At 57.1% G+C, this 26595-nt stretch carries 26 protein-coding genes; 16 read left to right on the top strand and 10 right to left on the bottom strand.

All coding sequences use genetic code 11. The annotated features are described in order from the left end of the window. Positions 1–2 precede the first annotated feature (2 nt). Positions 3–359 carry a DUF3302 domain-containing protein gene (locus tag DVA44_RS00640; protein WP_114316214.1) on the bottom strand — a complete coding sequence of 119 codons (357 nt, stop codon included), beginning with the start codon at positions 357–359 and terminating at the stop codon, positions 3–5. Between the two features lie 659 nt (positions 360–1018). Here DVA44_RS00640 and DVA44_RS00635 point away from each other — a divergent pair. The 8 genes from DVA44_RS00635 to trmL all read left to right on the top strand — a co-directional run bounded on the left by DVA44_RS00635 (position 1019) and on the right by trmL (position 9619). Next, positions 1019–2926: a PTS mannitol transporter subunit IICBA gene (locus DVA44_RS00635; RefSeq protein ID WP_114316215.1), complete on the top strand. Its 1908-nt coding sequence runs from the start codon at positions 1019–1021 to the stop codon at positions 2924–2926. 110 nt (positions 2927–3036) lie between these two features. Beyond that, a complete protein-coding gene (gene mtlD / locus DVA44_RS00630; protein WP_103177747.1) occupies positions 3037–4185 on the top strand; it encodes a mannitol-1-phosphate 5-dehydrogenase in 1149 nt (382 codons plus the stop codon). Beyond that, complete coding sequence (mtlR, locus tag DVA44_RS00625; protein WP_114316217.1) at positions 4182–4772, top strand: mannitol operon repressor MtlR; 591 nt, start codon at positions 4182–4184, stop codon at positions 4770–4772. Before mtlD ends, mtlR begins: the two co-directional genes overlap by 4 nt. A 59-nt stretch (positions 4773–4831) precedes the next feature. Continuing rightward, positions 4832–5194, top strand: a complete 363-nt coding sequence (locus tag DVA44_RS00620; protein ID WP_114385522.1) for a YibL family ribosome-associated protein — start codon at positions 4832–4834, stop codon at positions 5192–5194. Positions 5195–5464: 270 nt separating this feature from the next. Continuing rightward, positions 5465–7120, top strand: coding sequence for an L-lactate permease (gene lldP / locus DVA44_RS00615; protein ID WP_114316218.1), 1656 nt, complete (start codon positions 5465–5467; stop codon positions 7118–7120). Beyond that, complete coding sequence (gene lldR, locus DVA44_RS00610) at positions 7117–7887, top strand: transcriptional regulator LldR (protein ID WP_114316219.1); 771 nt, start codon at positions 7117–7119, stop codon at positions 7885–7887. The genes lldP and lldR overlap by 4 nt, the downstream gene beginning before the upstream one ends. After that, positions 7887–9074: an FMN-dependent L-lactate dehydrogenase LldD gene (gene lldD / locus DVA44_RS00605; RefSeq protein ID WP_103177742.1), complete on the top strand. Its 1188-nt coding sequence runs from the start codon at positions 7887–7889 to the stop codon at positions 9072–9074. Before lldR ends, lldD begins: the two co-directional genes overlap by 1 nt. A gap of 65 nt (positions 9075–9139) precedes the next feature. Further along, positions 9140–9619: a tRNA (uridine(34)/cytosine(34)/5-carboxymethylaminomethyluridine(34)-2'-O)-methyltransferase TrmL gene (trmL, locus tag DVA44_RS00600; protein ID WP_114385521.1), complete on the top strand. Its 480-nt coding sequence runs from the start codon at positions 9140–9142 to the stop codon at positions 9617–9619. 58 nt (positions 9620–9677) lie between these two features. Here the strand turns inward: trmL and cysE are convergent, their stop codons facing one another. From cysE to DVA44_RS00575, 5 genes are all read right to left on the bottom strand, one after another. Next, complete coding sequence (cysE, locus tag DVA44_RS00595) at positions 9678–10499, bottom strand: serine O-acetyltransferase (RefSeq protein ID WP_103177740.1); 822 nt, start codon at positions 10497–10499, stop codon at positions 9678–9680. A 79-nt stretch (positions 10500–10578) separates the two neighbouring features. Then, positions 10579–11598, bottom strand: a complete 1020-nt coding sequence (gene gpsA / locus DVA44_RS00590; RefSeq protein WP_103177739.1) for an NAD(P)H-dependent glycerol-3-phosphate dehydrogenase — start codon at positions 11596–11598, stop codon at positions 10579–10581. Beyond that, on the bottom strand, positions 11598–12065 hold the full coding sequence (gene secB, locus DVA44_RS00585; RefSeq protein ID WP_032615746.1) for a protein-export chaperone SecB: 468 nt from the start codon (positions 12063–12065) through the stop codon (positions 11598–11600). Before secB ends, gpsA begins: the two co-directional genes overlap by 1 nt. 32 nt (positions 12066–12097) lie before the next feature. Next, positions 12098–12349: a glutaredoxin 3 gene (grxC, locus tag DVA44_RS00580; RefSeq protein ID WP_103177738.1), complete on the bottom strand. Its 252-nt coding sequence runs from the start codon at positions 12347–12349 to the stop codon at positions 12098–12100. Between the two features lie 14 nt (positions 12350–12363). Beyond that, on the bottom strand, positions 12364–12795 hold the full coding sequence (locus tag DVA44_RS00575) for a rhodanese-like domain-containing protein (RefSeq protein WP_103177737.1): 432 nt from the start codon (positions 12793–12795) through the stop codon (positions 12364–12366). Between the two features lie 248 nt (positions 12796–13043). Here DVA44_RS00575 and gpmM point away from each other — a divergent pair, with 248 nt between their 5' ends. From gpmM to DVA44_RS00560, 3 genes are read left to right on the top strand one after another with little or no spacing between them, the layout of a single operon-like run. Beyond that, on the top strand, positions 13044–14591 hold the full coding sequence (gpmM, locus tag DVA44_RS00570) for a 2,3-bisphosphoglycerate-independent phosphoglycerate mutase (RefSeq protein ID WP_114385520.1): 1548 nt from the start codon (positions 13044–13046) through the stop codon (positions 14589–14591). A gap of 9 nt (positions 14592–14600) precedes the next feature. Beyond that, positions 14601–15884: a murein hydrolase activator EnvC gene (envC, locus tag DVA44_RS00565; RefSeq protein WP_114385519.1), complete on the top strand. Its 1284-nt coding sequence runs from the start codon at positions 14601–14603 to the stop codon at positions 15882–15884. Positions 15885–15887: 3 nt separating this feature from the next. Continuing rightward, positions 15888–16832, top strand: a complete 945-nt coding sequence (locus tag DVA44_RS00560; protein ID WP_114385518.1) for a divergent polysaccharide deacetylase family protein — start codon at positions 15888–15890, stop codon at positions 16830–16832. A 21-nt stretch (positions 16833–16853) separates the two neighbouring features. Here the strand turns inward: DVA44_RS00560 and DVA44_RS00555 are convergent, their stop codons facing one another. The 3 genes from DVA44_RS00555 to kbl form a co-directional block, all read right to left on the bottom strand. Continuing rightward, entirely contained in the window at positions 16854–17657 is an 804-nt protein-coding gene (locus DVA44_RS00555) for a glycosyltransferase family 2 protein (RefSeq protein ID WP_114385517.1), read from the bottom strand. A 139-nt stretch (positions 17658–17796) separates the two neighbouring features. Next, positions 17797–18822 carry an L-threonine 3-dehydrogenase gene (gene tdh / locus DVA44_RS00550; protein ID WP_103177732.1) on the bottom strand — a complete coding sequence of 342 codons (1026 nt, stop codon included), beginning with the start codon at positions 18820–18822 and terminating at the stop codon, positions 17797–17799. Between the two features lie 9 nt (positions 18823–18831). Further along, positions 18832–20028: a glycine C-acetyltransferase gene (gene kbl, locus DVA44_RS00545; protein WP_114385516.1), complete on the bottom strand. Its 1197-nt coding sequence runs from the start codon at positions 20026–20028 to the stop codon at positions 18832–18834. 215 nt (positions 20029–20243) lie between these two features. Between kbl and rfaD the strand changes: the two genes are divergently transcribed. The 5 genes from rfaD to DVA44_RS00520 are packed head-to-tail and all read left to right on the top strand — an operon-like array spanning position 20244 to position 25414. Next, positions 20244–21176 carry an ADP-glyceromanno-heptose 6-epimerase gene (gene rfaD, locus DVA44_RS00540; protein WP_103177730.1) on the top strand — a complete coding sequence of 311 codons (933 nt, stop codon included), beginning with the start codon at positions 20244–20246 and terminating at the stop codon, positions 21174–21176. Between the two features lie 2 nt (positions 21177–21178). Beyond that, a complete protein-coding gene (rfaF, locus tag DVA44_RS00535; protein WP_114385515.1) occupies positions 21179–22225 on the top strand; it encodes an ADP-heptose--LPS heptosyltransferase RfaF in 1047 nt (348 codons plus the stop codon). Positions 22226–22228: 3 nt separating this feature from the next. Continuing rightward, positions 22229–23212: a lipopolysaccharide heptosyltransferase RfaC gene (gene rfaC / locus DVA44_RS00530; RefSeq protein WP_114385514.1), complete on the top strand. Its 984-nt coding sequence runs from the start codon at positions 22229–22231 to the stop codon at positions 23210–23212. Then, complete coding sequence (gene rfaQ / locus DVA44_RS00525; RefSeq protein ID WP_114385513.1) at positions 23205–24308, top strand: putative lipopolysaccharide heptosyltransferase III; 1104 nt, start codon at positions 23205–23207, stop codon at positions 24306–24308. Before rfaC ends, rfaQ begins: the two co-directional genes overlap by 8 nt. Then, the gene (locus DVA44_RS00520; protein WP_114385512.1) at positions 24305–25414 is read left to right on the top strand and encodes a glycosyltransferase family 4 protein; all 1110 of its coding nucleotides are present in this window, start codon (positions 24305–24307) and stop codon (positions 25412–25414) included. The genes rfaQ and DVA44_RS00520 overlap by 4 nt, the downstream gene beginning before the upstream one ends. Here DVA44_RS00520 and DVA44_RS00515 read toward each other — a convergent pair. Next, entirely contained in the window at positions 25393–26496 is a 1104-nt protein-coding gene (locus DVA44_RS00515) for a glycosyltransferase family 4 protein (protein WP_114385511.1), read from the bottom strand. The genes DVA44_RS00520 and DVA44_RS00515 overlap by 22 nt on opposite strands. Positions 26497–26595: the final 99 nt, after the last annotated feature.

The following is a 26595-nucleotide window of genomic DNA, read 5'->3' as shown; positions in this document are numbered from 1 at the left end:
GATTATTGCTCCGGCGTATTCTTGTCAGCAACGGGCGGCACGGCGGCCAGTTTTTGTTCCAGCTCGGCTACGCGCTTCGCCAGCGCATCTACGTCGGGGCTACGTTCTGGCGGCTGAATGTGGTTCTGCATCCCCCAGCCGCGCTCTGGCTGGTAGAGCGTGGCCCAAATCCACAGAAACGGCCAGATGGCATGGAGCGTAAACAGGCTAATCCATCCCGCCGTATGGATCGCATCGGCATGAGGATGGTTGCGTTTTTTGGCAATATTATATGGAATGTCATGGATAGCGATGATTCCATAAAAAAGAACCAGGAATACGAAAATCAACACACCCAGCGCAAAATAGTTGAGAAACATATTTGCCTCGCTAAATAAATCAACAACTCATTTAAATAATTAAATGGTAAGCAAGCATATTAATTCACTGTTAAGCACACCATCGTGAACTTAATATTTCAGAGCCGGGGAGTATGGTTTTTTGTTATATCTCCATGCAAGTTTATAAGCGTGACAAAATATATCCTGAATAATAATAGACTTAAATTTACAGTACCTGTTTACTTTAGCTTAGAACTTTTCGCCATACCACATTACAAACATTTAATTTTAGCTATAAGTGTTGTTGACTTACATCCTGGCGCTGTTCGCCAAAGCAGAAGTTGTCAGCGATCACATCCAGAGAAATCCGCATAAAAATATTTTGTGGTTTTGATCACACTCCAGAAACAAACTCGCGACTTCGAAATGTGATTTGCTTCACATTTAAGGGGCTAAATTGCCGCTTTCATGCCCATTGTATTTTTTTTACGCGTCAATTTTGTGATATCTATCACGTCATTCTTCACCACACCCCCTACATTTACGTGACTTAGATCACATAAATTTTACCCATCTGGACAGTGAAACAATTAAGTGCCAGATTTCACGACATCAGAACAGTGCAGGCTACCTCTGCCACCGCATTCACAACAAACCTCGGGCCGAAGGCCTGCGTAAACAAAAAGAAGGGGTGTTTTATGTCATCCGATTTCAAGATCAAAGTTCAAAGCTTTGGTCGTTTCCTCAGCAACATGGTGATGCCAAATATCGGCGCGTTTATCGCGTGGGGTATTATCACCGCGTTATTTATTCCGACAGGGTGGTTGCCTAACGAAACGCTGGCAAAACTTGTAGGCCCAATGATCACCTATCTGCTGCCGCTGCTCATCGGTTATACCGGTGGTCGTCTGGTAGGCGGTGACCGTGGCGGCGTGGTCGGTGCTATCACCACCATGGGTGTTATTGTCGGTGCGGATATGCCGATGTTCCTCGGCGCAATGATTGCCGGTCCACTGGGTGGCTGGGCAATTAAGAAATTTGACGTCTGGGTTGATGGCAAGATCAAATCCGGCTTCGAAATGCTGGTGAACAACTTCTCTGCCGGCATCATCGGTATGATCCTGGCGATTCTGGCGTTCCTCGGCATTGGCCCGGCAGTTGAAGTGCTCTCCAAACTGCTGGCGGCGGGCGTTAACTTCATGGTTGCCCACGACATGCTGCCGCTGGCGTCCATCTTTGTTGAACCGGCGAAAATCCTGTTCCTTAACAACGCCATCAACCACGGTATCTTCTCACCGCTGGGTATTCAGCAGTCTCATGACCTCGGCAAGTCTATCTTCTTCCTGATTGAAGCGAACCCGGGTCCAGGTATGGGTATCCTGCTGGCGTACATCTTCTTCGGTCGTGGCAGTGCGAAACAGTCTGCGGGCGGTGCGGCAATCATCCACTTCCTGGGCGGTATCCACGAAATTTACTTCCCATACGTGCTGATGAACCCACGTCTGATCCTCGCCGTTATCCTCGGCGGTATGACCGGTGTGTTCACCCTGAGCGTGCTGGGTGGCGGTCTGGTTTCTCCAGCCTCTCCGGGTTCTATCCTGGCAGTACTGGCGATGACCCCGAAAGGTGCTTACTTCGCTAACCTCGCGGCAATCTTTGCAGCAATGGCGGTCTCCTTCATCGTGGCGTCTATCCTGCTGAAAACCAGCAAAGTGAAAGAAGAAGACGATATCGAAGCGGCAACCCGTCGTATGCAGGACATGAAAGCCCAGTCTAAAGGCGCAACGCCGCTGGCTGCGGGCGATGTTTCTAACGACCTGAGCCATGTACGTAAAATCATCGTTGCCTGCGACGCCGGTATGGGCTCCAGCGCCATGGGTGCAGGCGTACTGCGTAAGAAAGTGGCGGATGCCGGTCTGTCTCAGATCTCCGTTACTAACAGCGCCATTAACAGCCTGCCGCCGGATGTTGACCTGGTCATCACCCACCGCGACCTGACCGAGCGTGCGATGCGCCAGGTACCGCAGGCGCAGCACATTTCGCTGACCAACTTCCTCGACAGCGGCCTGTACACCAGCCTGACCGAACGCCTGGTGGCGGCACAGCGTCACGAAGAAAACGAAGTGAAAGTGCGTACCAGCCTGCAGGACAGCTTCGATGAGAGCAACAGCCACCTGTTCCGTCTGGGTGCTGAGAACATCTTCCTTGGCCGTACCGCGAGCAATAAAGAAGAAGCGATTCGCTTTGCCGGTGAGCAGCTGGTGAAAGGCGGCTACGTTCAGCCAGAATATGTTGATGCGATGCTGGAACGTGAAAAACTGACCCCGACCTACCTGGGCGAATCCATTGCGGTACCGCACGGTACGGTTGAAGCGAAAGATCGCGTTCTGAAAACCGGCGTGGTGTTCTGTCAGTACCCGGCAGGCGTGCGCTTCGGTGAAGAAGAAGATGACATCGCCCGTCTGGTAATTGGTATCGCGGCCCGTAACAACGAGCACATTCAGGTGATTACCAGCCTGACCAATGCCCTGGACGATGAGAGTGTTATCGAACGTCTGGCTAACACCACCAGCGTAGAAGAAGTTCTGGCGCTGCTGAACAAGTAAGTTAAGCAAACCTCCCTCTCCCCGTTGGGGAGAGGGCTAGGGTGAGGGGAAATTCGCGTGGTTCCTCACCCCAGCCCTCTCGGGTAAAAACATTGATGAAGGTTAATACTATGAAAGCATTACATTTTGGCGCAGGTAACATCGGTCGTGGCTTTATCGGCAAACTGCTGGCAGACGCGGGCATTACGCTGACATTCGCCGATGTAAATCAGACGGTACTTGATGCCCTGAATGCACGTCATAGCTATCAGGTGCATGTGGTTGGCGAAAACGAGCAGGTTGAAACCGTGACCGGCGTCAACGCGGTCAGTAGCATTGGCGACGACGTTATCGACCTGATTGCCGGGGTTGACCTGGTGACGACCGCCGTCGGTCCGGTGGTACTGGAGCGCATCGCGCCAGCGGTGGCGAAAGGTCTGGCCAAACGTAAGGCCCAGGGTAACGACGCCCCGCTGAACATCATCGCCTGTGAAAACATGGTGCGCGGTACCAGCCAGCTGAAAGGCCACGTGATGGCCGCGGTAGCCGATGAAGACAAAGCCTGGGTTGAAGAGCACGTTGGCTTTGTTGATTCCGCCGTAGACCGTATTGTGCCACCGTCCGCCTCTGCCACTCACGATCCGCTGGAAGTGACCGTCGAGACCTTCAGTGAATGGATTGTCGATAAAACCCAGTTTAAAGGCCCACTGCCTGACATTGCTGGCATGGAATTAACTGATAACCTGATGGCATTTGTCGAACGTAAGCTCTTCACGCTGAACACCGGGCATGCTATAACCGCCTACCTCGGTAAATTAGCCGGTCATCAGACCATTCGTGACGCCATTCTCGATGAGAAGGTTCGCGCCGTGGTAAAAGGTGCAATGGATGAGAGCGGCGCGGTATTGATTAAACGCTACGGTTTTGATGCCGATAAGCATGCGGCATACATTCAGAAAATCCTCGGTCGTTTTGAAAACCCGTATCTGAAAGATGACGTTGAGCGCGTTGGCCGTCAGCCGCTGCGCAAACTGAGTGCGGGCGATCGCCTGATTAAGCCGCTGCTCGGCACCCTGGAATATGGTCTGCCGCACGCCAACCTGGTCAAAGGCATTGCTGCCGCGATGCACTACCGCAGCGAAGAAGATCCGCAGGCGCAGGAGCTGGCGCAGTTGATTGCTGAGAAAGGTCCACAGGCCGCGCTGGCGCAGGTATCCGGTCTGGATGCCAACAGCGACGTGGTTGTGGAGGCGGTGAACGACTATAACGCAACCAAATGATGCAGGAACTGGCGCAGGTCATCCTGCGCCCGGAATATAGTTTGTCAGATATGCAGGCAATAATGGAACAAACCCAGGCCTTTGAAAACCGTGTGCTGGAGCGTCTGAATGCTGGCAAAACCGTTCGAAGTTTCCTGATATCCGCCGTCGAGTTATTAACCGAGGCGGTGAATATCCTGGTGCTTCAGGTGTTTCGCAAAGACGACTACGCAGTGAAATACGCAGTTGAACCGTTGCTCGACGGTGACGGCCCCTTGGGCGATTTATCTGTACGTCTGAAACTGATCTATGGCCTGGGCGTCATCAGCCGTCACGAGTATGAAGATGCGGAACTGCTGATGGCGTTGCGCGAGGAGCTCAATCACGACGGCAACGACTATTCGTTTACCGACGACGAGATCCTCGGTCCGCTGGGCGAGCTGCATTGCGTTACCGCCCTGCCCCCGGCCCCGCATTTTGATACCAGCGATCCTGAGCTTTACGCCATGCAGAAACAGCGTTATCAGCAGATTGTTCGCTCTACCATGGTACTCTCCCTGACCGAGCTGATTTCCCGAATCAGCTTAAAAAAAGCGTTTCAGAAGTAAGCCTGCGCACATTCGTGTATCCTTTGTGGTAATTCCCCCTGTTTTTAGAGCCATTTGTTATGAAAGAAGTCGAAAAGAGTGAAATTAAACGTCTGAGCGATCGTCTGGATCTGATCCGCCACCAGCAGGCCAGCCTCTCTCTGGTTGATGCCGCAGAGAAGTACGCCGAACTGGAAAAAGAGAAAGCGACGCTGGAAACTGAGATCGAACGTCTGCGCAGCGTGCACAGCCAGAAGCTGAGCAAAGAGGCGCAAAAACTCACTAAGCTGCCGTTCCGCCGTGCGATCACCAAGAAAGAGCAGGCCGATATGGGCAAGCTGAAGAAAAGCGTGCGCGGCCTGGTGGTTGTCCATCCGATGACCGAGCTGGGTCGTGAAATGGGTCTGAAAGAGATGACCGGTTTCAGTAAGTCCGAATTCTGATTTTTTGCCGGGTGGCGCGATGCTGACCCGGCCTACCGCTTTCTCCCCCTCCATATTGGCCCTACCAATTCACTAAGCAATCCTTCCCCGGTTCACATTTCTATAATCTTTGCTCACAAACACATTGCCGACCAATAACATTTGGTTAACCATTTGTTGTCATTAACCCTACATCACACTATCGGCAGGACCACTTTTACACGTAATGTGACGCAGAGATGAGCACAGACTCACCGCCTCGCAGAAGGTGTGGTCCTCAGGAGACCTGCAATGAGCCTCTGGCAACAAAACTACGATCCGGCAGGAAATATCTGGCTATCAAGCCTGATCGCCTCGCTACCTATCCTGTTCTTCTTCTTCGCGCTGATTAAGCTCAAGCTGAAGGGCTATCTTGCCGCAACGTACACCGTTGCCATTGCCCTGCTGGTAGCGCTGTTCTTCTACAAAATGCCGGTGGATCGCGCCCTGGCCTCGGTGGTGTATGGCTTCTTCTACGGCCTGTGGCCCATTGCCTGGATCATCATTGCCGCGGTCTTTGTCTATAAAATCTCGGTGAAAACCGGGCAGTTCGACATTATCCGCTCGTCGATTCTCTCCATCACCCCGGACCAGCGCCTGCAGATGCTGATCGTCGGCTTCTCTTTTGGGGCGTTCCTGGAAGGGGCAGCCGGATTCGGTGCGCCGGTGGCGATCACCGCCGCCCTGCTGGTCGGGCTGGGCTTTAATCCACTCTATGCCGCTGGCCTGTGTCTGATCGTCAACACCGCGCCGGTGGCCTTTGGTGCGATGGGTATTCCAATTCTGGTGGCCGGGCAGGTAACCGGGCTGGACAGCTTCGAGATCGGCCAGATGGTGGGTCGCCAGCTGCCGTTCCTGACCATTATCGTGCTGTTCTGGATCATGGCGATTATGGATGGCTGGCGCGGCATTAAAGAGACCTGGCCTGCGGTAATGGTCGCGGGTGGCTCGTTCGCCATCGCCCAGTACCTGAGCTCTAACTTCCTTGGCCCGGAACTGCCGGACATTATCTCTTCCCTGGTCTCGCTGGTCTGCCTGACGCTGTTCCTGAAACGCTGGCAGCCGGTGCGAATCTTCCGCTTTGCCGACATGGGCGCCTCGCACGTGGATCAGACCCTGGCGCGCACGGGCTATACCGCAGGACAAATCGTCCGCGCCTGGTCTCCATTCCTGTTCCTGACCGCGACCGTGACGCTGTGGAGTATCCCACCTTTTAAAGCCCTGTTCGCTCCGAACGGCGCGCTGTATGACATGGTGGTCAATATCTCCGTGCCGTTCCTCGACAAGATGGTTGCCCGTATGCCGCCGGTGGTACATGACGCCACGCCGTACGCGGCGGTGTTCAAGTTCGACTGGTTCTCGGCCACCGGTACCGCCATTCTGTTTGCCGCCCTCCTTTCCGTGGTGTGGCTGCGCATGAAGCCTGCCGCCGCGGTGCAGACTTTTGCCGCAACCATTAAAGAGCTGATGCTGCCGATCTACTCCATCGGCATGGTGCTGGCATTCGCCTTTATCTCGAACTACTCCGGCCTGTCGTCCACGCTGGCCCTGGCGCTGGCCCATACCGGTTCAGCCTTCACCTTCTTCTCGCCGTTCCTCGGCTGGCTGGGAGTGTTCCTGACCGGGTCAGATACCTCATCGAACGCCCTGTTCGCGGCCCTGCAGGCGACCGCCGCGCAGCAGATTGGCGTGTCGGATGTTCTGCTGGTGGCGGCCAACACCACCGGTGGCGTCACCGGCAAGATGATCTCTCCGCAGTCCATCGCCATTGCCTGTGCGGCGGTAGGCCTGGTGGGGAAAGAGTCCGACCTGTTCCGCTTTACCGTTAAACACAGCCTGATATTTACCTGCATGGTCGGGGTCATCACCACCCTGCAGGCCTATGTCTTAACCTGGATGATCCCATGATAGTAATGCCCAGACGCCTGTCCGACGAGATTGCTACTCGCGTGCGGGCGCTGATTGAAGAGATGCAGTTGGAAGCGGGCATGAAGTTGCCCGCCGAACGCCAGCTTGCTGCCCGGCTTGGCGTATCGCGTAACTCGCTGCGCGAAGCCCTGGCGACCCTGGTCAGCGAAGGAGTGCTGGTGAGCCGTCGCGGTGGCGGCACCTTTGTGCGCTGGCAGGACGATGACTGGTCCGGGCAGAACATTGTTCAGCCATTGAAAACTCTGATGGAGAACGACCCGGACTACAGCTTTGACATCCTCGAAGCCCGCCACGCCATAGAAACCAGCACCGCCTGGCATGCGGCTATGCGGGCAACCGAAGCGGATAAAGAGAAGCTCAAAGCCTGCTTCGAGGCCACGCAAAGCAGCGATCCGGATATCGCTTCGCAGGCGGACGTCCGGTTTCATCTGGCCATTGCCGAGGCCTCACACAACGTCGTGTTGCTCCAGACCATGCGCGGCTTCTTCGACCTGCTGCAATCGTCCGTAAAGCAGAGTCGCCAGCGCATGTATCTGGTGCCGCCGGTTTTTGCCCGACTGACCGAGCAGCACGAAGCGGTCCTCAACGCCATTCTGGCAGGTGATGCCGAAGCCGCACGCGCCGCGATGATGGCGCATCTGGGCTTCGTCCATACCACCATTAAACAATTTGATGAAGATCAGGCCCGGCAGGCGCGTATCACCCGTCTGCCGGGCGATACCGTTATTTCCAGGGAGAAGAACTGATGATCATTTCCGCAGCCAGTGACTATCGCGCCGCCGCCCAGCGCATCCTGCCACCGTTCCTGTTTCACTATATCGATGGAGGGGCCTATTCCGAGTACACCCTGCGTCGCAACGTGGAAGACCTGTCGGAAGTGGCCCTGCGCCAGCGCGTGCTGAAGAATATGTCCGACCTGAGCCTTGAGACGAAGCTGTTCAATGAAACGCTCTCCATGCCGGTCGCCCTCGCCCCGGTCGGGCTGTGTGGCATGTACGCCCGCCGGGGTGAAGTGCAGGCCGCCGCCGCCGCGGATGCGAAAGGTATTCCGTTTACGCTTTCAACCGTCTCGGTCTGCCCGATTGAAGAGGTGGCTCCGACTATCAAGCGCCCGATGTGGTTCCAGCTGTACGTCCTGCGCGACCGCGGCTTTATGCGCAATGCGCTGGAGCGGGCGAAGGCGGCAGGCTGTTCCACCCTGGTCTTTACCGTAGACATGCCGACCCCCGGCGCACGCTATCGCGATGCCCATTCCGGGATGAGCGGTGCCAATGCGGCGATGCGCCGCTACTGGCAGGCGGTAACGCATCCGCAATGGGCGTGGGATGTGGGGCTCAACGGTCGCCCGCACGATCTGGGGAACATCTCTACCTATCTGGGTAAACCGACGGGGCTGGAAGATTATATAGGCTGGCTGGCGAATAACTTCGATCCGTCCATCTCGTGGAAAGACCTGGAGTGGATCCGCGAGTTCTGGGATGGCCCGATGGTGATCAAAGGGATCCTTGATCCGGAAGATGCCCGGGATGCGGTGCGTTTTGGTGCTGACGGTATCGTAGTGTCGAACCACGGCGGCCGCCAGCTCGACGGCGTGCTCTCCTCGGCCCGCGCCCTGCCCGCCATTGCCGATGCGGTAAAAGGCGATATCGCAATTCTGGCGGACTCCGGGATCCGCAACGGTCTGGACGTGGTGCGTATGATTGCCCTCGGCGCCGATACGGTCCTGCTGGGTCGCGCCTATCTGTACGCGCTGGCGACCCACGGCCAGGCAGGCGTCGCCAATCTGCTCAACCTGATCGAGAAAGAGATGAAGGTGGCAATGACGCTGACCGGCGCGAAAACCATCCCGGAAATCAGCAAGGAGATGCTGGTGCAGGAGTTGAGTAAGCTCCCTGCCGGGCTGGCGCCGCTGGCGCAGGGGAACGCGGCTTAACCCCTCATCCTCTCCCCAAAGGGGAGAGGGGATGGTATCCTGCCCCCGCTATTCAAGGGGGCAGCATGCTTAACATCGTTTTATTCGAACCAGAAATTCCACCCAACACCGGCAACATCATCCGCCTTTGCGCTAACACCGGTTTTCGTCTGCACATCATTGAGCCGATGGGCTTTACGTGGGACGACAAGCGCCTGCGCCGCGCCGGGCTGGATTACCACGAATTCACCGCCGTGGTGCGCCATAAGGATCTGACCGCATTTATGGACGCGGAAAAGCCGGAGCGGATCTTTGCCCTGACGACGAAAGGCACGCCTGCCCACAGCGCCGTGAGCTATCAGAAAGGGGATTATCTGCTGTTTGGCCCGGAAACGCGCGGCCTGCCGGCCACCATTCTTGATGCCCTGCCTGCTGAACAAAAAATTCGTATTCCGATGATGCCGGACAGCCGCAGCATGAACCTGTCGAACGCGGTGTCGGTCGTGGTGTATGAGGCCTGGCGCCAGCTGGGATACCCTGGCGCGATATTACGCCAGGACGGATAAGAGGCTTGCGTCGCCATCCGGTAATGCCCGGTAAGCGCAGCGCTACCGGGCCAACAGGTTAAATCCCGTCGCCATACTCAAAGGTATGGTGGATGCCGTTGAAGAACTGATCCATATCCATTGCTGGCTTGTCGCTGTCTGGCTTGCCGACGATACGCGCCGGAACGCCAGCCGCGGTGGTATGCGGAGGCACAGGTTGCAGCACTACGGAACCGGCGCCAATTTTCGCGCCGCGCCCGACTTCGATATTGCCGAGGATCTTCGCGCCTGCGCCAATCATCACCCCTTCACGGATTTTCGGGTGACGGTCGCCGCTGGTTTTCCCGGTACCGCCCAGGGTCACGGACTGCAGGATCGAGACGTCGTTTTCAATCACCGCCGTTTCACCCACTACAATACCCGTCGCGTGGTCGAGCATGATGCCACGACCAATCTTCGCCGCCGGGTGAATATCCACCTGGAAACTCACCGAGACCTGATTTTGCAGGAAGATGGCCAGCGCGCGGCGACCTTCGTTCCACAGCCAGTGGCCGATACGGTAGGACTGCAGGGCGTGGAAACCTTTCAGATAGAGCAATGGCGTGGAGTATTTATCCACCGCCGGGTCGCGGTTGCGTACCGCCTGAATATCGCAGGCGGCGGAGGCGATCATCTCCGGGTCGGCCGCATAGGCCTCTTCCACCACTTCACGGATGGCGATAGCCGGCATGATCGGTGAAGCCAGTTTGTTGGCGAGCATATAGCTCAGGGCGCTGCCGAGATTTTCGTGCTTGAGTAGCGTCGCGTGGTAGAAACTGGCCAGCATGGGCTCACAGTCAGCCAGAGCCCGGGCTTCGGCTTTAATATTGTTCCAGACGATATCCAGTTCTTCACACGGCATTGCTTACTCCAGACGTAATAATAATGACCGGCCAGTTCTTTGCTGGCCGGGTCATTCAGGTGATAACGCTTTCCTGCGGTTAACGGCTGCTACGCTCGTCCTTGCGTGCGCGACCTAATAAGGTCAATGCTGCCTCGCGCGCATTTTTTCCGCAATACAATACCTGATAAATTTCCTCGGTTATTGGCATTTCGACACCAAAGCGGTGTGCCAGCTCGCGGACTTCTTTGGTATTGCGGTAGCCTTCCACCACCTGGCCGATCTTCTCCTGCGCGCCGATCACATCCATGCCCTGGCCGAGCATCATGCCAAAACGCCGGTTACGGGACTGGTTGTCGGTACAGGTCAGCACCAGATCGCCTAACCCTGCCATCCCCATAAAGGTGGCCGGATCGGCACCGAGCGCCGCGCCAAGACGGGACATTTCAGTTAAACCACGGGTGATCAGAGCGGTACGTGCGTTGGCGCCAAAGCCGATGCCGTCGGACATGCCCGCACCGATAGCGATAACGTTCTTCACCGCGCCGCCCAGCTGTACGCCGATAAAATCGGGGTTGCTGTAAACGCGGAAGCTCTTACCGCAGTGCAGCAGCTGCTGCAGATCGTCAGCGAAGGTCTCATCGGTCGAGGCCAGCGAGATGGCCGTCGGCAGCCCTGCCGCCAGCTCTTTCGCAAAGGTCGGGCCGGAGATCACCGCCAGCGGAATGGCATCGCCCAGCGCTTCGCGGGCGACATCCTGTAACAGGCGTCCGGTTTCGGCTTCCAGCCCTTTAGTCGCCCAGACCACGCGCGCATCGTCACGCATCAGCGGTTTAATCTGTCGCAGCACCTGGCCAAACACGTGGCTCGGCACCACGATCAGAATATTACGGCTGGCGGCAAGCGCCGTCGCCAGATCGCTTTCAAGATGCAGTGAGTCAGGGAAAGGCACATCGGGGAGGAACGCAACGTTGCAGCGATCGGCTTGTAACGTCGCGATATGTTTGGGATCGTGGCCCCAGAGGACCACTTCGTGTCCATTTCTTGCCAGAGTAATAGCAAGAGCGGTGCCGTAAGAGCCGGCACCGATCACAGTCATTGACGCATTGACAGTACTCATCAGGCATCCTGATGTTGTTCAGTACCTTCGCCAGCTTGCTGCTGCAGATAGTTCATGAACAGCGCATCGAAGTTCACCGGCGCAAGGTTCAGTTGCGGGAACGTACCACGGGAAACCAGGCTGGTGATGCATTCACGGGCATACGGGAACAGGATGTTCGGGCAGTATGCACCCAGGCAATGCGCCATCTGATTACCTTCGATGCCGCCGATGGAAAAGATGCCACCCTGCTGTACTTCGCACAGGAATGCAGTCTCTTCGCCCAGAGAGGCGGTTACGGTAACACGCAGCACGACTTCATACACATCTTCCGCCAGCTGGGTGGAAGCGGTATCCAGATCAAGTTTAACCTCTGGCTGCCAGTCTTTCTGGAAAACGTGCGGCGCATTAGGTGCTTCGTAGGAGACATCTTTGGTGTAGATGCGCTGGATCTGGAAAGTCATCTCGGTATTATTTTGTTCTGACATGGAAAAGCCCTTTTTAATTGTCCTAAAACGCCTTAGCGCAGCAGCGGATCGAGTCCACCACGCGCGTCAAGCGCATACAAGTCATCACAGCCACCAATGTGCTGCGCATCGATAAAAATCTGCGGAACCGTCGTACGGCCACTACGTTTAATCATCTCTTCACGCTTTGCAGCGTCGCCATCAATCGGCAGTTCCTGGAAGGTAACGCCTTTGCTGTCCAGCAGCGCTTTTGCACGATGGCAGAACGGACAGGTCGCTTTGGTGTAGATCTCGATATTGGCCATGTTCAGACTCCTGTTTACTTACCGCGAACCAGAGGCAGATTCTCGCCGCTCCAGCCAGAGATACCGTCCTTCAGGACAGTGACTTTCTCAAAGCCAGCTTTGACGAGCGTGTTTGCGGGCTCCTGAGCCTGCATACCGGTGCCGTCAACGACGATAATCGGTTTATCTTTATGCTTTTCCAGTTCGCCAAGGTTATTAGCTTTGATGTCGGTCGGCAGCAGGTTAATCGCCCCTGCAATATGGCCTTTGCGGAAATCATCGCGCTGACGCAGATCGACAACCACTGCATCTTCTTTGTTGATAAGACGCGTTGCTTCGCCGCGGTTGATCACCTTCACTTTCGAGGTGAGGCCTTTGAACGTGGTGAAAAGTACTGCCGCCAGTAGACCAATCCACGCGATACAAAGTATGGGGTGGCGGCTGACAAATTGCATAATTTCTTGCATGGGGGGTAACGACTCCCGACTGAGTGAATAAAAAACCAGGACAGGAGTATACCTGTGCGTTGTGGCAAATACAGCCAGCGACAATAAGCTAATCCATTTTCTGCGTACTGCCACGAAAAAAAAGACCAAAAATGGCCTAACCTTAGCCCTACCCCTGCGGTTTCTTTGATCTTCTGCGGCTATTTGATCGATTCAGCTGTAGTAAAATTACGCAAATTTTTTGTCTTTTGAGCAAAGAGGTTGTCGCAATGTCGGTTTCTAAAAAACCTATGGTACTGGTGATTCTTGACGGCTATGGCTATCGCGAAGATCAGCAGGATAACGCCATTTTCAACGCTAAAACCCCGGTCATGGATGCGCTGTGGGCAAAACGTCCACACACCCTGATTGATGCGTCCGGCCTGGAAGTGGGTCTGCCCGATCGCCAGATGGGCAACTCCGAAGTTGGACACGTCAACCTGGGCGCAGGCCGCATTGTTTATCAGGACCTGACCCGTCTGGATGTTGAAATTAAAGAACGTACCTTCTTTGCAAACCCGGTGCTGACCGGCGCGGTTGAGAAAGCTGCCGCCGCAGGCAAAGCGGTGCATATTATGGGTCTGCTCTCCGCGGGCGGTGTTCACAGCCATGAAGATCACATCATGGCGATGGTGGAGCTGGCAGCAGAGAAAGGAGCAGACAAAATCTATCTGCACGCTTTCCTGGATGGCCGCGATACCCCACCACGCAGCGCTGAATCCTCCCTGAAAGCCTTTGAAGAGAAGTTTGCCGCGCTGGGCAAAGGCCGCGTAGCCTCTATCATTGGCCGCTACTACGCCATGGACCGCGACAACCGTTGGGATCGCGTAGAGCAGGCCTACAATCTGCTGGTTGAAGCCAAAGGCGAGTTCCAGGCAGATACCGCTGTTGCCGCGCTGGCAGCCGCATATGCCCGCGATGAAAACGACGAGTTCGTAAAAGCGACCGTGATCCGTGCTGAAGGCCAGGCCGATGCCGCAATGGAAGATGGCGATGCGCTGATTTTCATGAACTTCCGTGCTGACCGTGCCCGCGAAATCACCCGTGCTTTCGTCAACGCCGATTTCGACGGCTTCGCCCGTAAAAAAGAGGTTAAGCTCGGCGATTTCGTGATGCTGACCGAATATGCCGCCGACATTAAAGCGCCATGTGCCTATCCGCCGTCATCTCTGGCGAACACCTTCGGCGAGTGGATGGCGAAGCACGACAAGACCCAGCTGCGCATCTCCGAAACCGAAAAATATGCCCACGTTACCTTCTTCTTTAACGGCGGCGTGGAAGAGTCCTTCAAAGGCGAGGACCGCATTCTGATCAACTCCCCGAAAGTGGCGACCTACGACCTGCAGCCAGAGATGAGCTCCGCCGAGCTGACCGAGAAGCTGGTTGCTGCTATCGAAAGCGGCAAATACGACGCCATCATCTGTAACTACCCGAACGGCGACATGGTGGGCCATACCGGCGTAATGGAAGCGGCAATTAAAGCCATTGAAGCGCTGGATCTGTGCATTGAACAGGTTACCAAAGCGGTGGAAGCCGCAGGCGGCCAGATGCTGATCACCGCTGACCACGGTAACGCCGAGCAGATGCGCGATCCGGCCACCGGTCAGGCGCATACCGCGCATACTAACCTGCCGGTACCACTGATTTATGTCGGTGATAAAAACGTGAAATCCGTTGATGGCGGTAAGCTTTCGGACATCGCCCCAACCATGCTGACCCTGATGGGCATGGAAATCCCGCAAGAGATGACTGGCAAGCCGCTGTTCATCGTGGAATAATCCCTCCCCATGAGGGGAAAGGCGATTGTTTCATTCACATGGGTCGTGAAGCCGTTACGGTTATCAGTCAGGCCTTTACTGTACGCCAGCGCACTCAGCGCTGGCGTATTGTTGTGCGCGGCATCCGCCCAGGCGGACGAGCGCGATCAGCTCAAAACCATTCAGGCGGATATCGCCGCTAAAGAGCGGGCGGTACGCCAACAGCAGCAGCAACGCTCGTCGCTGCTTGCGCAACTCAAAAAGCAGGAAGAGGCCATCTCCGCGGCCGCACGTCAGCTACGTGAAACCCAGAACACCCTCGCCCAGCTCAATAAACAAATAGACGAGATGAATGCGTCTATCGCCAAACTTGAGCGCCAGCGCGCGGCTCAGGAGCGCAACCTTGCGGCGCAGTTAGACGCAGCTTTTCGCCAGGGTGAACACACCGGCGTTCAGCTGATCCTCAGCGGCGAAGAGAGCCAGCGCGGGCAGCGCCTGCAGGCCTATTTCGGTTACCTCAACCAGTCCCGCCAGGAGACCATCGCCCAGCTGAAGCAGACGCGCGAAGAGGTCACCACGCAAAAAGCGGAGCTGGAAGAGAAACAGAGCCAGCAGCAGACCCTGCTCTACGATCAGCAGGCGCAGCAAGCCAAGCTGGAGCAGGCGCGCAACGAACGTAAGAAAACCCTTGCCGGTCTCGAATCCTCCATTCAGGAAGGTCAGAGCCAGCTGAGCGAAATGCGTGCTAACGAATCGAAATTACGCAACAGCATCGCCCGTGCAGAGGCGGCAGCGAAAGCGCGCGCCGAAAGAGAGGCCCGCGAAGCGCAGGCCGTGCGTGACAAACAACAGGAAGCCTCCCGCAAAGGCACCACCTATAAACCGACCGAAAACGAACGTTCGCTGATGTCCCGCACCGGCGGCTTAGGCTCACCGCGTGGCCAGGCCTACTGGCCGGTACGCGGTTCTATTCTGCATCGCTATGGCGAACAGCTGCAGGGTGAGCTACGTTGGAAGGGGATTGTGATCGGTGCATCGGAAGGCAGCGAAGTCAAAGCTATCGCCGATGGCCGGGTGATCCTCGCCGACTGGCTACAGGGCTACGGCCTGGTGGTGGTGGTAGAGCACGGTAAAGGCGACATGAGTCTTTACGGCTACAACCAGAGCGCGCTGGTCAGCGTTGGTACCCAGGTGCGGGCCGGTCAGGCTATCGCCCTTGTGGGCAGCAGTGGCGGTCAGGGCCGCCCGTCACTCTATTTCGAGATTCGTCGCCAGGGTCAGGCGGTCAATCCACAGCCGTGGTTGGGAAGATAAGTTTTGCTTCAATTTCGTCGTATGGTTTTTCCCCTCGTCAGCGCACTGGCGCTGGCGATGCCGGTTTACGCAGGTAAACTCGCTATCGTTATCGATGACTTCGGTTATCGTCCACACACAGAAAATCAGGTCCTGGCGATGCCCTCCGCCATCTCTGTCGCCGTCCTGCCGAACGCGCCTCACGCGCATGAAATGGCCACCAAAGCCCATAACAGCGGGCATGAAGTGCTGATCCACCTGCCGATGGCGCCGCTCAGTAAACAGCCTTTGGAAAAAGATACGCTGCGCCCGGAGATGACCAGCGACGAGATCGAGCGCATCATCCGCGAAGCCTATGGCAAAGTCCCCTACGCCGTAGGGCTGAATAACCATATGGGCAGCGCCATGACCTCCAGCCTGTTTGGCATGCAGAAAGTGATGCAGTCGCTGGCGCGCTATAACCTCTACTTTCTGGACAGCATGACCATTGGCAACAGCCAGGCGATGCGCGCCGCGCAGGGCACCGGCGTGAAGGTGATTAAGCGCAAAGTGTTTCTCGATGACACGCAAAACGAAGCCGATATCCGCGTCCAGTTTAACCGTGCCGTACAGGTGGCCCGCCGATCGGGTTCAGCTATCGCCATCGGACACCCTCACCCGTCCACCGTTCGCGTGTTGCAGCAGATGCTGCCCAACCTGCCTGCGGATATAACCCTGGTACCGGCGAGCAGCCTGCTCAATGAGCCGCAGGTAGATACCTCCCGACCGGTCAGCACGCCGCACGCTGGCGCTGCGCCTGGCACAAAACCGCGTAACCCTTTCCGTGGCGTGACGCTTTGTGCGCCTAAGCAGCCGCCAGAGCCGGTTTACGTCACCCGCTACTTCTCGGTAATTGGCGAAAGCATCAGCCAGAGTACGCTGGTGAAATATGTTCAGCTGCAGTGGCAGGGCTGGGGTAAGAAAAGCTAATCCCGCCTCAGGCGGGATGGCCTACTCAATGACACGAGAGTCCGCAGGTTTTTTTTTGTCCGCGGACGCTTTTTGCTCCTGGTGTTGGTACCAGGCTTTGAAATATTTCAGGAAGCTATAAAAGGTGGCGTAGAGACCGGTCACCACCCCCACTCTCCCCTGACGCCACGCGCCGCTAAACAGATACCACTTAAAGAACGCGCCGATGGCACTGATGACGCCACGGGCAATCGACGGCCTTACGGGCTGGTACTTCACCAGCCGGCTGGTGTAGCTGTTGAGCTTGTTGAACACCTCATGCAGGGAATAGAAGGTGTCATGCCGAACGCGGCCCGGTATTTTCGCCGACTGGATCACCCCTTCCACTTTGTCATCCACCGGACGCTGATTAAAACGCGCCTGAGTCCGGTTAAACAGCCGCACCGGGAAATCAGGCGAGGAGACGGGGTAAATGGTGCGCACCTCTTCCCCCAGCACATGCCAGTAGCGGGCGATACGCCATGCCAGCTGTGGGTGGGGTTCATCACCTGCTTTCAGACGCAGGATAAAATCCACGGTCTCCGCATCCAGAATTTCATCGCTATCCATGCATAACACCCAGTCATTGCTCGCCAGATCGATGGCGTGATTCATCTGTACGCCATGCATGGCATAGGGGTGGTGATGAGGGGTGATGCCATACTCCTGGCAAATCGCTAATGTAGCGTCGTGACTGCCTGAGTCGAGAACAATGATTTCATCGGAGACGACGATCAACGGAGGCAGCACTTCACGCAGCAACCGGGCGGAATTACAGGTCAACAAACAAACGGTGAGCTTGAACATATGCGCTGTAAAGTTAAGTAAACCTTAGCCAACTCTATAAGCGCAGGGCGAAAAAAGCGAAGAAAAGTTAGTATCAATCCGTTTGTGGACGTAAAAACGTGAGACCAGCGAAAAAAAGCGCCCGTAGGCGCTTTTTTACTTAATCCCAGCTCAGGATAACTTTCCCGGACTGACCTGAACGCATCGCGTCAAAGCCCTGCTGGAACTCATCGATGGAGAAACGATGGGTAATAATCGGAGAGAGATCCAGACCCGACTGGATCAGCGCTGCCATCTTGTACCAAGTTTCGAACATCTCACGGCCATAAATGCCCTTGATGAACAGCCCCTTGAAGATCACTTTGTTCCAGTCGATGGACATATCCGACGGCGGAATACCCAGCATCGCGATACGGCCACCGTGGTTCATGGTATCGAGCATGGTGCGGAACGCCGGTGGCGCACCGGACATCTCCAGACCGACGTCAAAGCCTTCGGTCATACCCAGCTCTTCCATCACGTCGTTCAGGCTCTCTTTAGAGACATCCACCGCACGGGTAACGCCCATTTTACGCGCCAGCGACAGACGGTATTCGTTCACGTCGGTGATCACCACGTTACGCGCACCGACGTGCTTCGCCACGGCTGCTGCCATGATGCCGATTGGGCCTGCACCAGACACCAGCACGTCTTCGCCTACCAGGTCGAAGGAGAGCGCAGTATGTACCGCATTACCGAACGGGTCGAAGATGGAGGCGAGATCGTCAGAGATATTGTCCGGGATTTTGAAGGCGTTGAACGCCGGGATCACCAGGTATTCTGCGAAGCAGCCCGGACGGTTGACGCCCACGCCCACGGTGTTGCGGCACAGGTGGGTACGGCCACCGCGGCAGTTACGGCAGTGGCCGCAGGTGATATGGCCTTCGCCAGAGACGCGATCGCCAATTTTGAAGCCTTTTACTTCCTGACCGATGCCTACCACTTCGCCAACATATTCGTGGCCTACAACCATCGGCACCGGGATGGTCTTCTGCGACCACTGGTCCCAGTTGTAGATGTGCACGTCGGTACCGCAGATAGCGGTTTTACGGATTTTAATCAGCAGATCGTTATGTCCGACTTCCGGCTCTGGAACGTCGGTCATCCAGATGCCTTCTTCCGCTTTCAGTTTGGATAATGCTTTCATTATGCGTCCTCAGGCAAACACGCCCAGTTGTTTGCCGATGCGGGTAAAGGCTTCCACCGCACGCTCAATTTGTTCAGGGGAATGCGCCGCAGACATCTGGGTGCGGATACGCGCCTGACCTTTTGGCACCACCGGGAAGAAGAAACCGGTGACGTAAATCCCCTCTTTCTGCAGCTCACGGGCAAAGTTCTGCGCCACGACGGCATCGCCCAACATCACCGGGATAATGGCGTGATCGGCACCGGCCAGGGTAAAGCCTGCGGCGGTCATTTTTTCGCGGAACAGACGGGCGTTGGCCCACAGTTTGTCGCGCAGATCGGCGCCGGACTCCACCATCTCCAGCACTTTAATGGAGGCGGAAACGATGGCCGGCGCCAGGGAGTTGGAGAACAGGTACGGACGGGAACGCTGACGCAGCCACTCCACCACCTCTTTACGCGCGGCGGTGTAGCCGCCGGAGGCACCACCCAGCGCTTTACCCAGCGTACCGGTGATGATGTCCACGCGGCCCATCACGTCGCAGTATTCGTGGGAGCCGCGACCGTTTTCGCCGACAAAACCGACGGCGTGGGAGTCATCTACCATCACCAGCGCATCGTATTTGTCCGCCAGGTCGCAGACGCCTTTCAGGTTGGCGATCACGCCGTCCATCGAGAAGACGCCGTCGGTAGCGATCAGCACATGACGCGCGCCAGCCTCGCGGGCCTCTTTCAGACGGGCTTCCAGCTCAACCATGTCGTTGTTGGCGTAGCGGAAACGCTTCGCTTTGCACAGACGCACGCCGTCGATGATGGAAGCGTGGTTCAGGGCGTCGGAGATAATGGCATCTTCCGCGCCGAGCAGGGTCTCAAACAGACCGCCGTTGGCATCGAAGCAGGAGGAGTACAGAATGGCATCTTCCATTCCGAGGAAGGCGGCCAGCTTGCTTTCCAGCGCCTTATGGCTGTCCTGGGTACCGCAGATGAAACGCACGGAGGCCATGCCAAAACCGTGGGTGTCCATGCCCGCCTTCGCCGCGGCAATCAGCTCAGGGTGATTCGCAAGACCCAGGTAGTTGTTGGCGCAGAAGTTAATCACCTGGCTGCCGTCGGCAACGGTGATATCTGCCTGCTGAGCGGAGGTAATGATTCGCTCTTCTTTGAACAACCCTTCCGCCCGCGCGGTTTCCAGGTCACTGTTTAACTGTTTGTAAAAATCACCACGCATTGCAATTCTCCAGACTCGGCAAATTTCGGCACATATTACCCAAAGCTATACCTCTATACGAGATGACGCTTTAACAGTTATCGTTTTTGCAGCATAAATCACGTGTACCCCTGCGCTAAGTCGGTGAATGGCTGAAGGGTGGTCATACTAATGATATGATATGAATATCAGTGCCCGGGATTGTCCCCGGGCTCCACACTTCAAAGGTTACAGTTATGATCATCGTTACCGGCGGCGCGGGCTTTATCGGCAGCAATATTGTTAAAGCTCTCAATGACAAAGGCATCACCGACATTTTGGTGGTGGATAACCTGAAAGACGGCACCAAGTTTGTAAACCTGGTGGATCTGAACATTGCCGACTACATGGATAAAGAAGATTTTCTGATCCAGATTATGGCGGGCGAAGAGTTCGGCGATATCGACGCAATCTTCCATGAAGGTGCTTGCTCCTCCACCACCGAGTGGGACGGCAAGTACATGATGGACAACAACTATCAGTACTCCAAAGAGATCCTGCACTACTGCCTGGAGCGCGAAATTCCGTTCCTGTACGCCTCTTCCGCGGCGACCTATGGCGGGCGTACCTCCGACTTTATCGAGTCCCGCGAGTATGAGCAGCCGCTGAACGTCTACGGCTACTCCAAGTTCCTGTTTGACGAATATGTACGCCAGGTACTGCCAGAAGCGAACTCCCAGATTGTCGGCTTCCGCTACTTCAACGTCTACGGACCGCGCGAAGGTCACAAAGGCAGCATGGCGAGCGTGGCCTTCCACCTCAACACGCAGCTGAATAATGGCGAAAGTCCGAAACTGTTTGAAGGCAGCGATGGCTTTAAGCGTGACTTCGTTTACGTGGGCGATGTGGCGGCGGTGAACCTGTGGTTCTGGGAAAACGGCGTCTCCGGCATCTTCAACCTGGGCACCGGCCGGGCGGAATCCTTCCAGGCGGTGGCGGACGCAGCGCTGGCGTATCACCAGAAAGGCACCATTGAGTACATCCCGTTCCCGGACAAGCTGAAAGGCCGCTATCAGGCATTCACCCAGGCGGATCTGACCAACCTGCGTGCCGCTGGCTATGACAAGCCGTTCAAGACCGTTGCCGAAGGGGTAACGGAATATATGGCCTGGCTGAACCGCGACGCGTAAGTATGAAAATTTTGGTGGTAGGCCCGTCATGGGTGGGCGACATGATGATGTCGCAAAGTCTCTATCGCACGCTCAAGGCGCGCTATCCCCAGGCGATAATTGACGTGATGGCACCCGCGTGGTGCCGTCCGCTGTTATCGCGGATGCCGGAAGTGAATGAAGCGATCCCGATGCCGCTCGGCCACGGGGCGCTGGAAATTGGCGAGCGCCGCAAGCTCGGCCATAGCCTGCGCGACAAGCGCTACGATCGCGCTTATGTTCTGCCGAATTCCTTTAAATCTGCCCTGGTTCCCTTCTTTGCGGGCGTTCCGCACCGCACCGGCTGGCGCGGCGAGATGCGCTACGGCCTGCTGAATGACGCGCGGGTGCTGGATAAAGAGGCGTGGCCGCTGATGGTAGAGCGCTACGTAGCGCTGGCCTACGACAAAGGGGTGATGCGCAGCGCGAAGGACCTGCCGCAGCCGCTGCTGTGGCCGCAGCTTCAGGTGAACGAGGGTGAGAAATCCCAGATCTGCAATACCTTTGGTCTGTTGGCCGAACGCCCGATCATCGGCTTCTGCCCCGGCGCGGAGTTCGGCCCGGCGAAGCGCTGGCCGCACTATCACTACGCTGAGCTGGCGAAGCAGCTGATCGACGAAGGCTATCAGATTGTGCTGTTCGGCTCGGCGAAAGATCACGAGGCGGGCAATGAAATCCTCGCCGCACTGAGCGTCGAGCAGCAGGCCTGGTGCCGCAATCTGGCCGGGGAGACCCAGCTGGAGCAGGCGGTTGTTCTGCTGGCAGCCTGTAAGGCAGTGGTCACGAACGACTCCGGCCTGATGCACGTTGCCGCAGCGCTGAACCGCCCGCTGGTGGCGCTGTACGGCCCGAGCAGCCCGGACTTCACCCCGCCGCTGTCGCATAAAGCGCGCGTGATCCGCCTGATCACCGGCTACCATAAAGTCCGTAAAGGTGACGCCGCTGAAGGCTATCACCAGAGCCTGATCGACATCACTCCGCAGCGTGTCCTCGACGAACTTAACGAACTGCTGTTGAGCGAAGAAGGATAACGGATGCGGGTATTGATCGTTAAAACCTCCTCAATGGGCGATGTGCTGCATACCCTGCCCTCGCTCACTGATGCCATGCAGGCTATTCCGGGTATCCGTTTCGACTGGGTGGTGGAAGAGGGCTTCGCCCAGATCCCCACCTGGCATGCTGCCGTAGAGTGCGTTATTCCAGTGGCGATCCGCCGCTGGCGCAAAGCATGGTTTTCCGCACCGATTAAGGCCGAACGTAAGGCCTTTCGCGACGCGCTGCAGGCCCGGCATTACGATGCGATCATCGACGCCCAGGGGCTGGTAAAAAGCGCGGCTCTGGTCACCCGGTTGGCCCATGGCGTAAAGCACGGTATGGACTGGCAAAGCGCCCGCGAGCCGTTGGCGAGCCTGTTCTACAATCGTCGCCACGCGATCGCGAAGCAGCAGCATGCCGTGGAGCGCACCCGGGAGCTGTTCGCAAAGAGCCTTGGCTATGCGAAACCGCAACTGCAGGGAGATTACGCCATTTCGCAGCATTTCCTGCACGATGCAAAGCCACACGCGCCTTATCTCATCTTCCTGCACGCTACCACCCGGGATGACAAACACTGGCCGGAAGCCCACTGGCGCGAGCTTATCGGCCTGCTGAGCCATGCGGGCCTGCGCATCAGGCTGCCGTGGGGCGCCCCGCACGAAGAGGCGCGGGCGAAGCGTCTGGCGGGAGGCTTTGATTACGTGGACGTGCTGCCCCGGATGAAGCTGGATGGTGTGGCGCAGCAGCTGGCGGGCGCGACGGCGGTGGTGTCGGTGGATACCGGTCTCAGCCACCTGACGGCGGCGCTGGATCGTCCTAATATTACGCTTTACGGCCCGACGGACCCGGGTCTGATTGGCGGCTATGGCAAAAATCAATATATCTGCCGCCCGGAACATTCATCGCAGCTGAGCGACCTCAGCGCCGCTGCGGTATTTGCGCAATTAGAGCCGTTGCTGGCAGCAGAGAGAGCCTATGTCTGATTTTTTCTCAGCGGAGCGCCCACCGAAGCGCGTGCTGATTGTTAAGCTACGTCACCACGGCGACGTTCTGCTGACCTCGCCGGTCTTTACGGTACTGAAAACGAACTATCCCGATGTGGAAGTGGATGCCCTGGTGTATGACGACACCCAGGCGATGCTCACCAGCCATCCGTTTATCGACCAGGTGCATACCATCGGGCGTAACTGGCGTAAAAAGGGCTGGTTCGCGCAGTTCCGTCTGTATCGTGCGTTGCTGAACACCCTGAAAGCGCGTCAGTATGACGTGCTGATCAACCTCACCGAACACTGGCATGGCGCGCGTCTGGCGCGTCGTCTGAAGCCGCGCGTCTCCGTCGGCTTTAAGCCCGATAAACGCGGCGGACTGGCGCGTCGCCGCTGGGTGAAATCCTTCACTACCCTCTACCCGGCGATCCAGGATAACAGCCGCCATATGGTGGAGGTGAATCTCGATGCACTCCGGCGGATCGGCATCCATCCCCAGACCGATGCAGACAAGCACACCCTGTTTGTACCGGGCGATGCGGCGGAAGCGTCGATTGCCGAAAAACTGGCCGGCTTTGGGCTGAGCAGCGGCTCTTACATTCTGGTCCACCCCACGTCGCGCTGGATGTTTAAGGCCTGGGATATCCAAAAGCTGGCGGCGACCATTGATAACCTGGCGGCCCGCGGCCTGCCGGTTATCCTCTCTGCCGCGCCGTCAAAAGAAGAGACCGACTATATGGATGCGCTGCGGGCGGCGCTCACCCAGCCGGTGTTTGATTTAAGCGGCCAGCTAAACCTGAAAGAGCTGGGCGCGCTGATGAAGCACGCGCGGATCTACTTTGGCGTCGACTCCATGCCGATGCACCTCGCCAGCGCGGTGGGCACGCCGACTGTCGCCATCTTCGGCCCGACCGGGGCGATTAAGTGGGCGCCATGGGGGGTAAACTACCGCGTGATTGTTGCTGGCTTTACCTGCCAGCCGTGCGGTAAAGCGGGCTGCGGCGACAGCGGCGTCTCCGACTGCATTACGGCGATCACCCCGCAAATGGTGCTGAGCGCTATTGATACCCTGCTGCTGGAAAACCCGGCATGAAGCTCGCGATTGTCCGACAGACCTATAACCCCAACGGCGGCGCGGAGCGCTTCGTCTCCCGCGCGCTGAAGGTGCTGGCGCAGGATACGGCCCTGGATGTGACGCTGATTGCCCGCCAGTGGGAAGATGCCGCCGGCTGGAAAACGCTGACGGTTAATCCATCATTCCGTAACCGTCTCGATCGCGAGTCGGGTTTTGCCGACGCTGCGGCGGCGCAGTTTACGCAGTTCGATATCGTGCAAAGCCACGAACGTATTCCCGGGGCGACCATCTTCCGCGCCGGTGATGGAGTACACGCCACCTGGCTTGAGCAGTACAACCGCATCCAGTCGCCGCTGGCGCGCTGGGCGCAGTCCCTGAGCCGCTACCATCGCTATATTTTGCGGGCGGAAGCGCAGATGTTTACCCATCCTGCGCTGCGCAAAGTGATCTGCAACTCGAAAATGGTGCGGGACGATATCGCCCGCCGTTTTGGCCTGGCAGAGGACAAGCTGACGGTGATCTACAACGGCGTGGATACCGCGCACTTCAGTCCTGATGTGCGCTCGCTCTCCCAGAGGGATGCGCTGGGTATCCCGCAGCATGCGCCGGTTCTGGCCTATGTCGGCTCCGGCTTCAGCCGTAAAGGGGTGGCGACGGCGCTGCGCGCCATTGTGCCTCATCCTGATGTCTGGCTGCTGGTTGCCGGGCGGGACAAGCACGCCCGCAAATTCGAAAAGCTGGCGCAGACGCTCGGCGTCGCTTCCCGGGTGCGTTTTCTGGGGCCGGTCGCCGATGTGCGCCAGGTCTACGGCACCGCTGACGCACTTATCCTGCCGACGCTTTACGATCCCTTCCCGAATGTCTGTGTCGAAGCGCTGGCCTGCGGCCTTCCGCTGCTCACCAGCCATGGCTGCGGCGCGGCGGAGTGGATTGAAGAAGGGGTGAACGGCTGGGTGCGCGACGCGCTCGACGACGCTGGCTATCAGCAGGCGATCGGCGAATGGCTGAATGGCCGTGAACGGGGCGTGGATTACTCAGCAGCGGCACGCGCCACTGCTGAGCCTTATACCCTGGAACGGATGGCGAAAGAGCTACAGGCGCTCTATCGCGAACTGCTGCGTTGAGCCGCGTTGGAAAAGACCTTTTCCATCGACTCGAGCATGCATTCACGAGTGAAATGGCTGCACAAGTAATCATAGCCCTGCTGCGCCAGCGTTTCGCGCAGTAAAGCATTCTCATACAGTTTCACAATCGCCTCGCGCAGCGCCGTTTCATCGCGCTGCGCGATCAAAATACCGGTCTTGCCGTCGATCACGGCATCAGCCGTGCCGCCCGCGTCGGTAGCAATAGTCGCAATACGCGAGGCCAGCGACTGCAGTACCCCCTGCGGAACCCCTTCCATATCGTGCGACGGGCTGAGCGCAACATCAAAGGCCGGGAACCAGCGCTCAGGATCGCTCCGGTGCCCCGCCATCACTACGCGCGCCTGTAATCCCAGGTCGATAATCTCCTGCTCCAGCGTCGCTTTATGCGGCCCTTCACCCACTATCGCCAGTTTGATCTGCGGGTTATCAATAGCGGCTAACGCGCGCAGCAACACGCTATGGCCTTTGTTAGGCCGCAGATGTGACACCATCCCCAGCCAGAAATCGGTCTGCGACAGGCCGCAGTATGCGCGAGCCTGTTGTTTATCCGCCGGATGAAAACGCTGCGTATCCACGCCGCTCGGCACAGAGGTGCTCTGGGCCATCGGTACGCCGATGTCGGCCATCTGCTGGCGCAGCGCTTCGCCGGTAGTCACGATATGCGAACAGGCTTTACGAAACAGCCAGCGGGTGGTCCAGTTGTTACGCGGCATGCCGGAGGCATGGCGGGTACGCACCAGCGGCACCGGGTTTGAGAGGGTAAGATTGGCCAGCGCCACCAGCCAGGTATCGGCGGAATTATGACTATTTATGACATCAATGGATGAACGGTTCTCTTTCAGCCAGCCACGCAGCTGCTGCAGGTTCTGAAGATTCTTGCGCCGAAGCGGCATGGTGACCACCGTTAACCCGGCATCGCGCGCCAGGCCGTGCAGCGGCGCACTCTCCGGGCAAAGTATGGTCACCTGATGACCACGCTGAATCATCCCAAGGGATTCATTAATAATGCGTAATGGCTGGCCGCCCTTACCCCCGTCTGCTTCAGTGTGAACAATATGCATACTTTTCCTGGTTATTGTGCATTAGCTGGCATAACAACAAATTATATACGTTACGGTCCGGGTAATACATAAAGCCTGGCGCCGGAAAACACGTTATGG

Source organism: Leclercia sp. W17, assembly GCF_003336325.1.
Classification (GTDB): Bacteria; Pseudomonadota; Gammaproteobacteria; order Enterobacterales; family Enterobacteriaceae; genus Enterobacter.
This window is presented reverse-complemented; position numbering and strand designations above follow the sequence as displayed.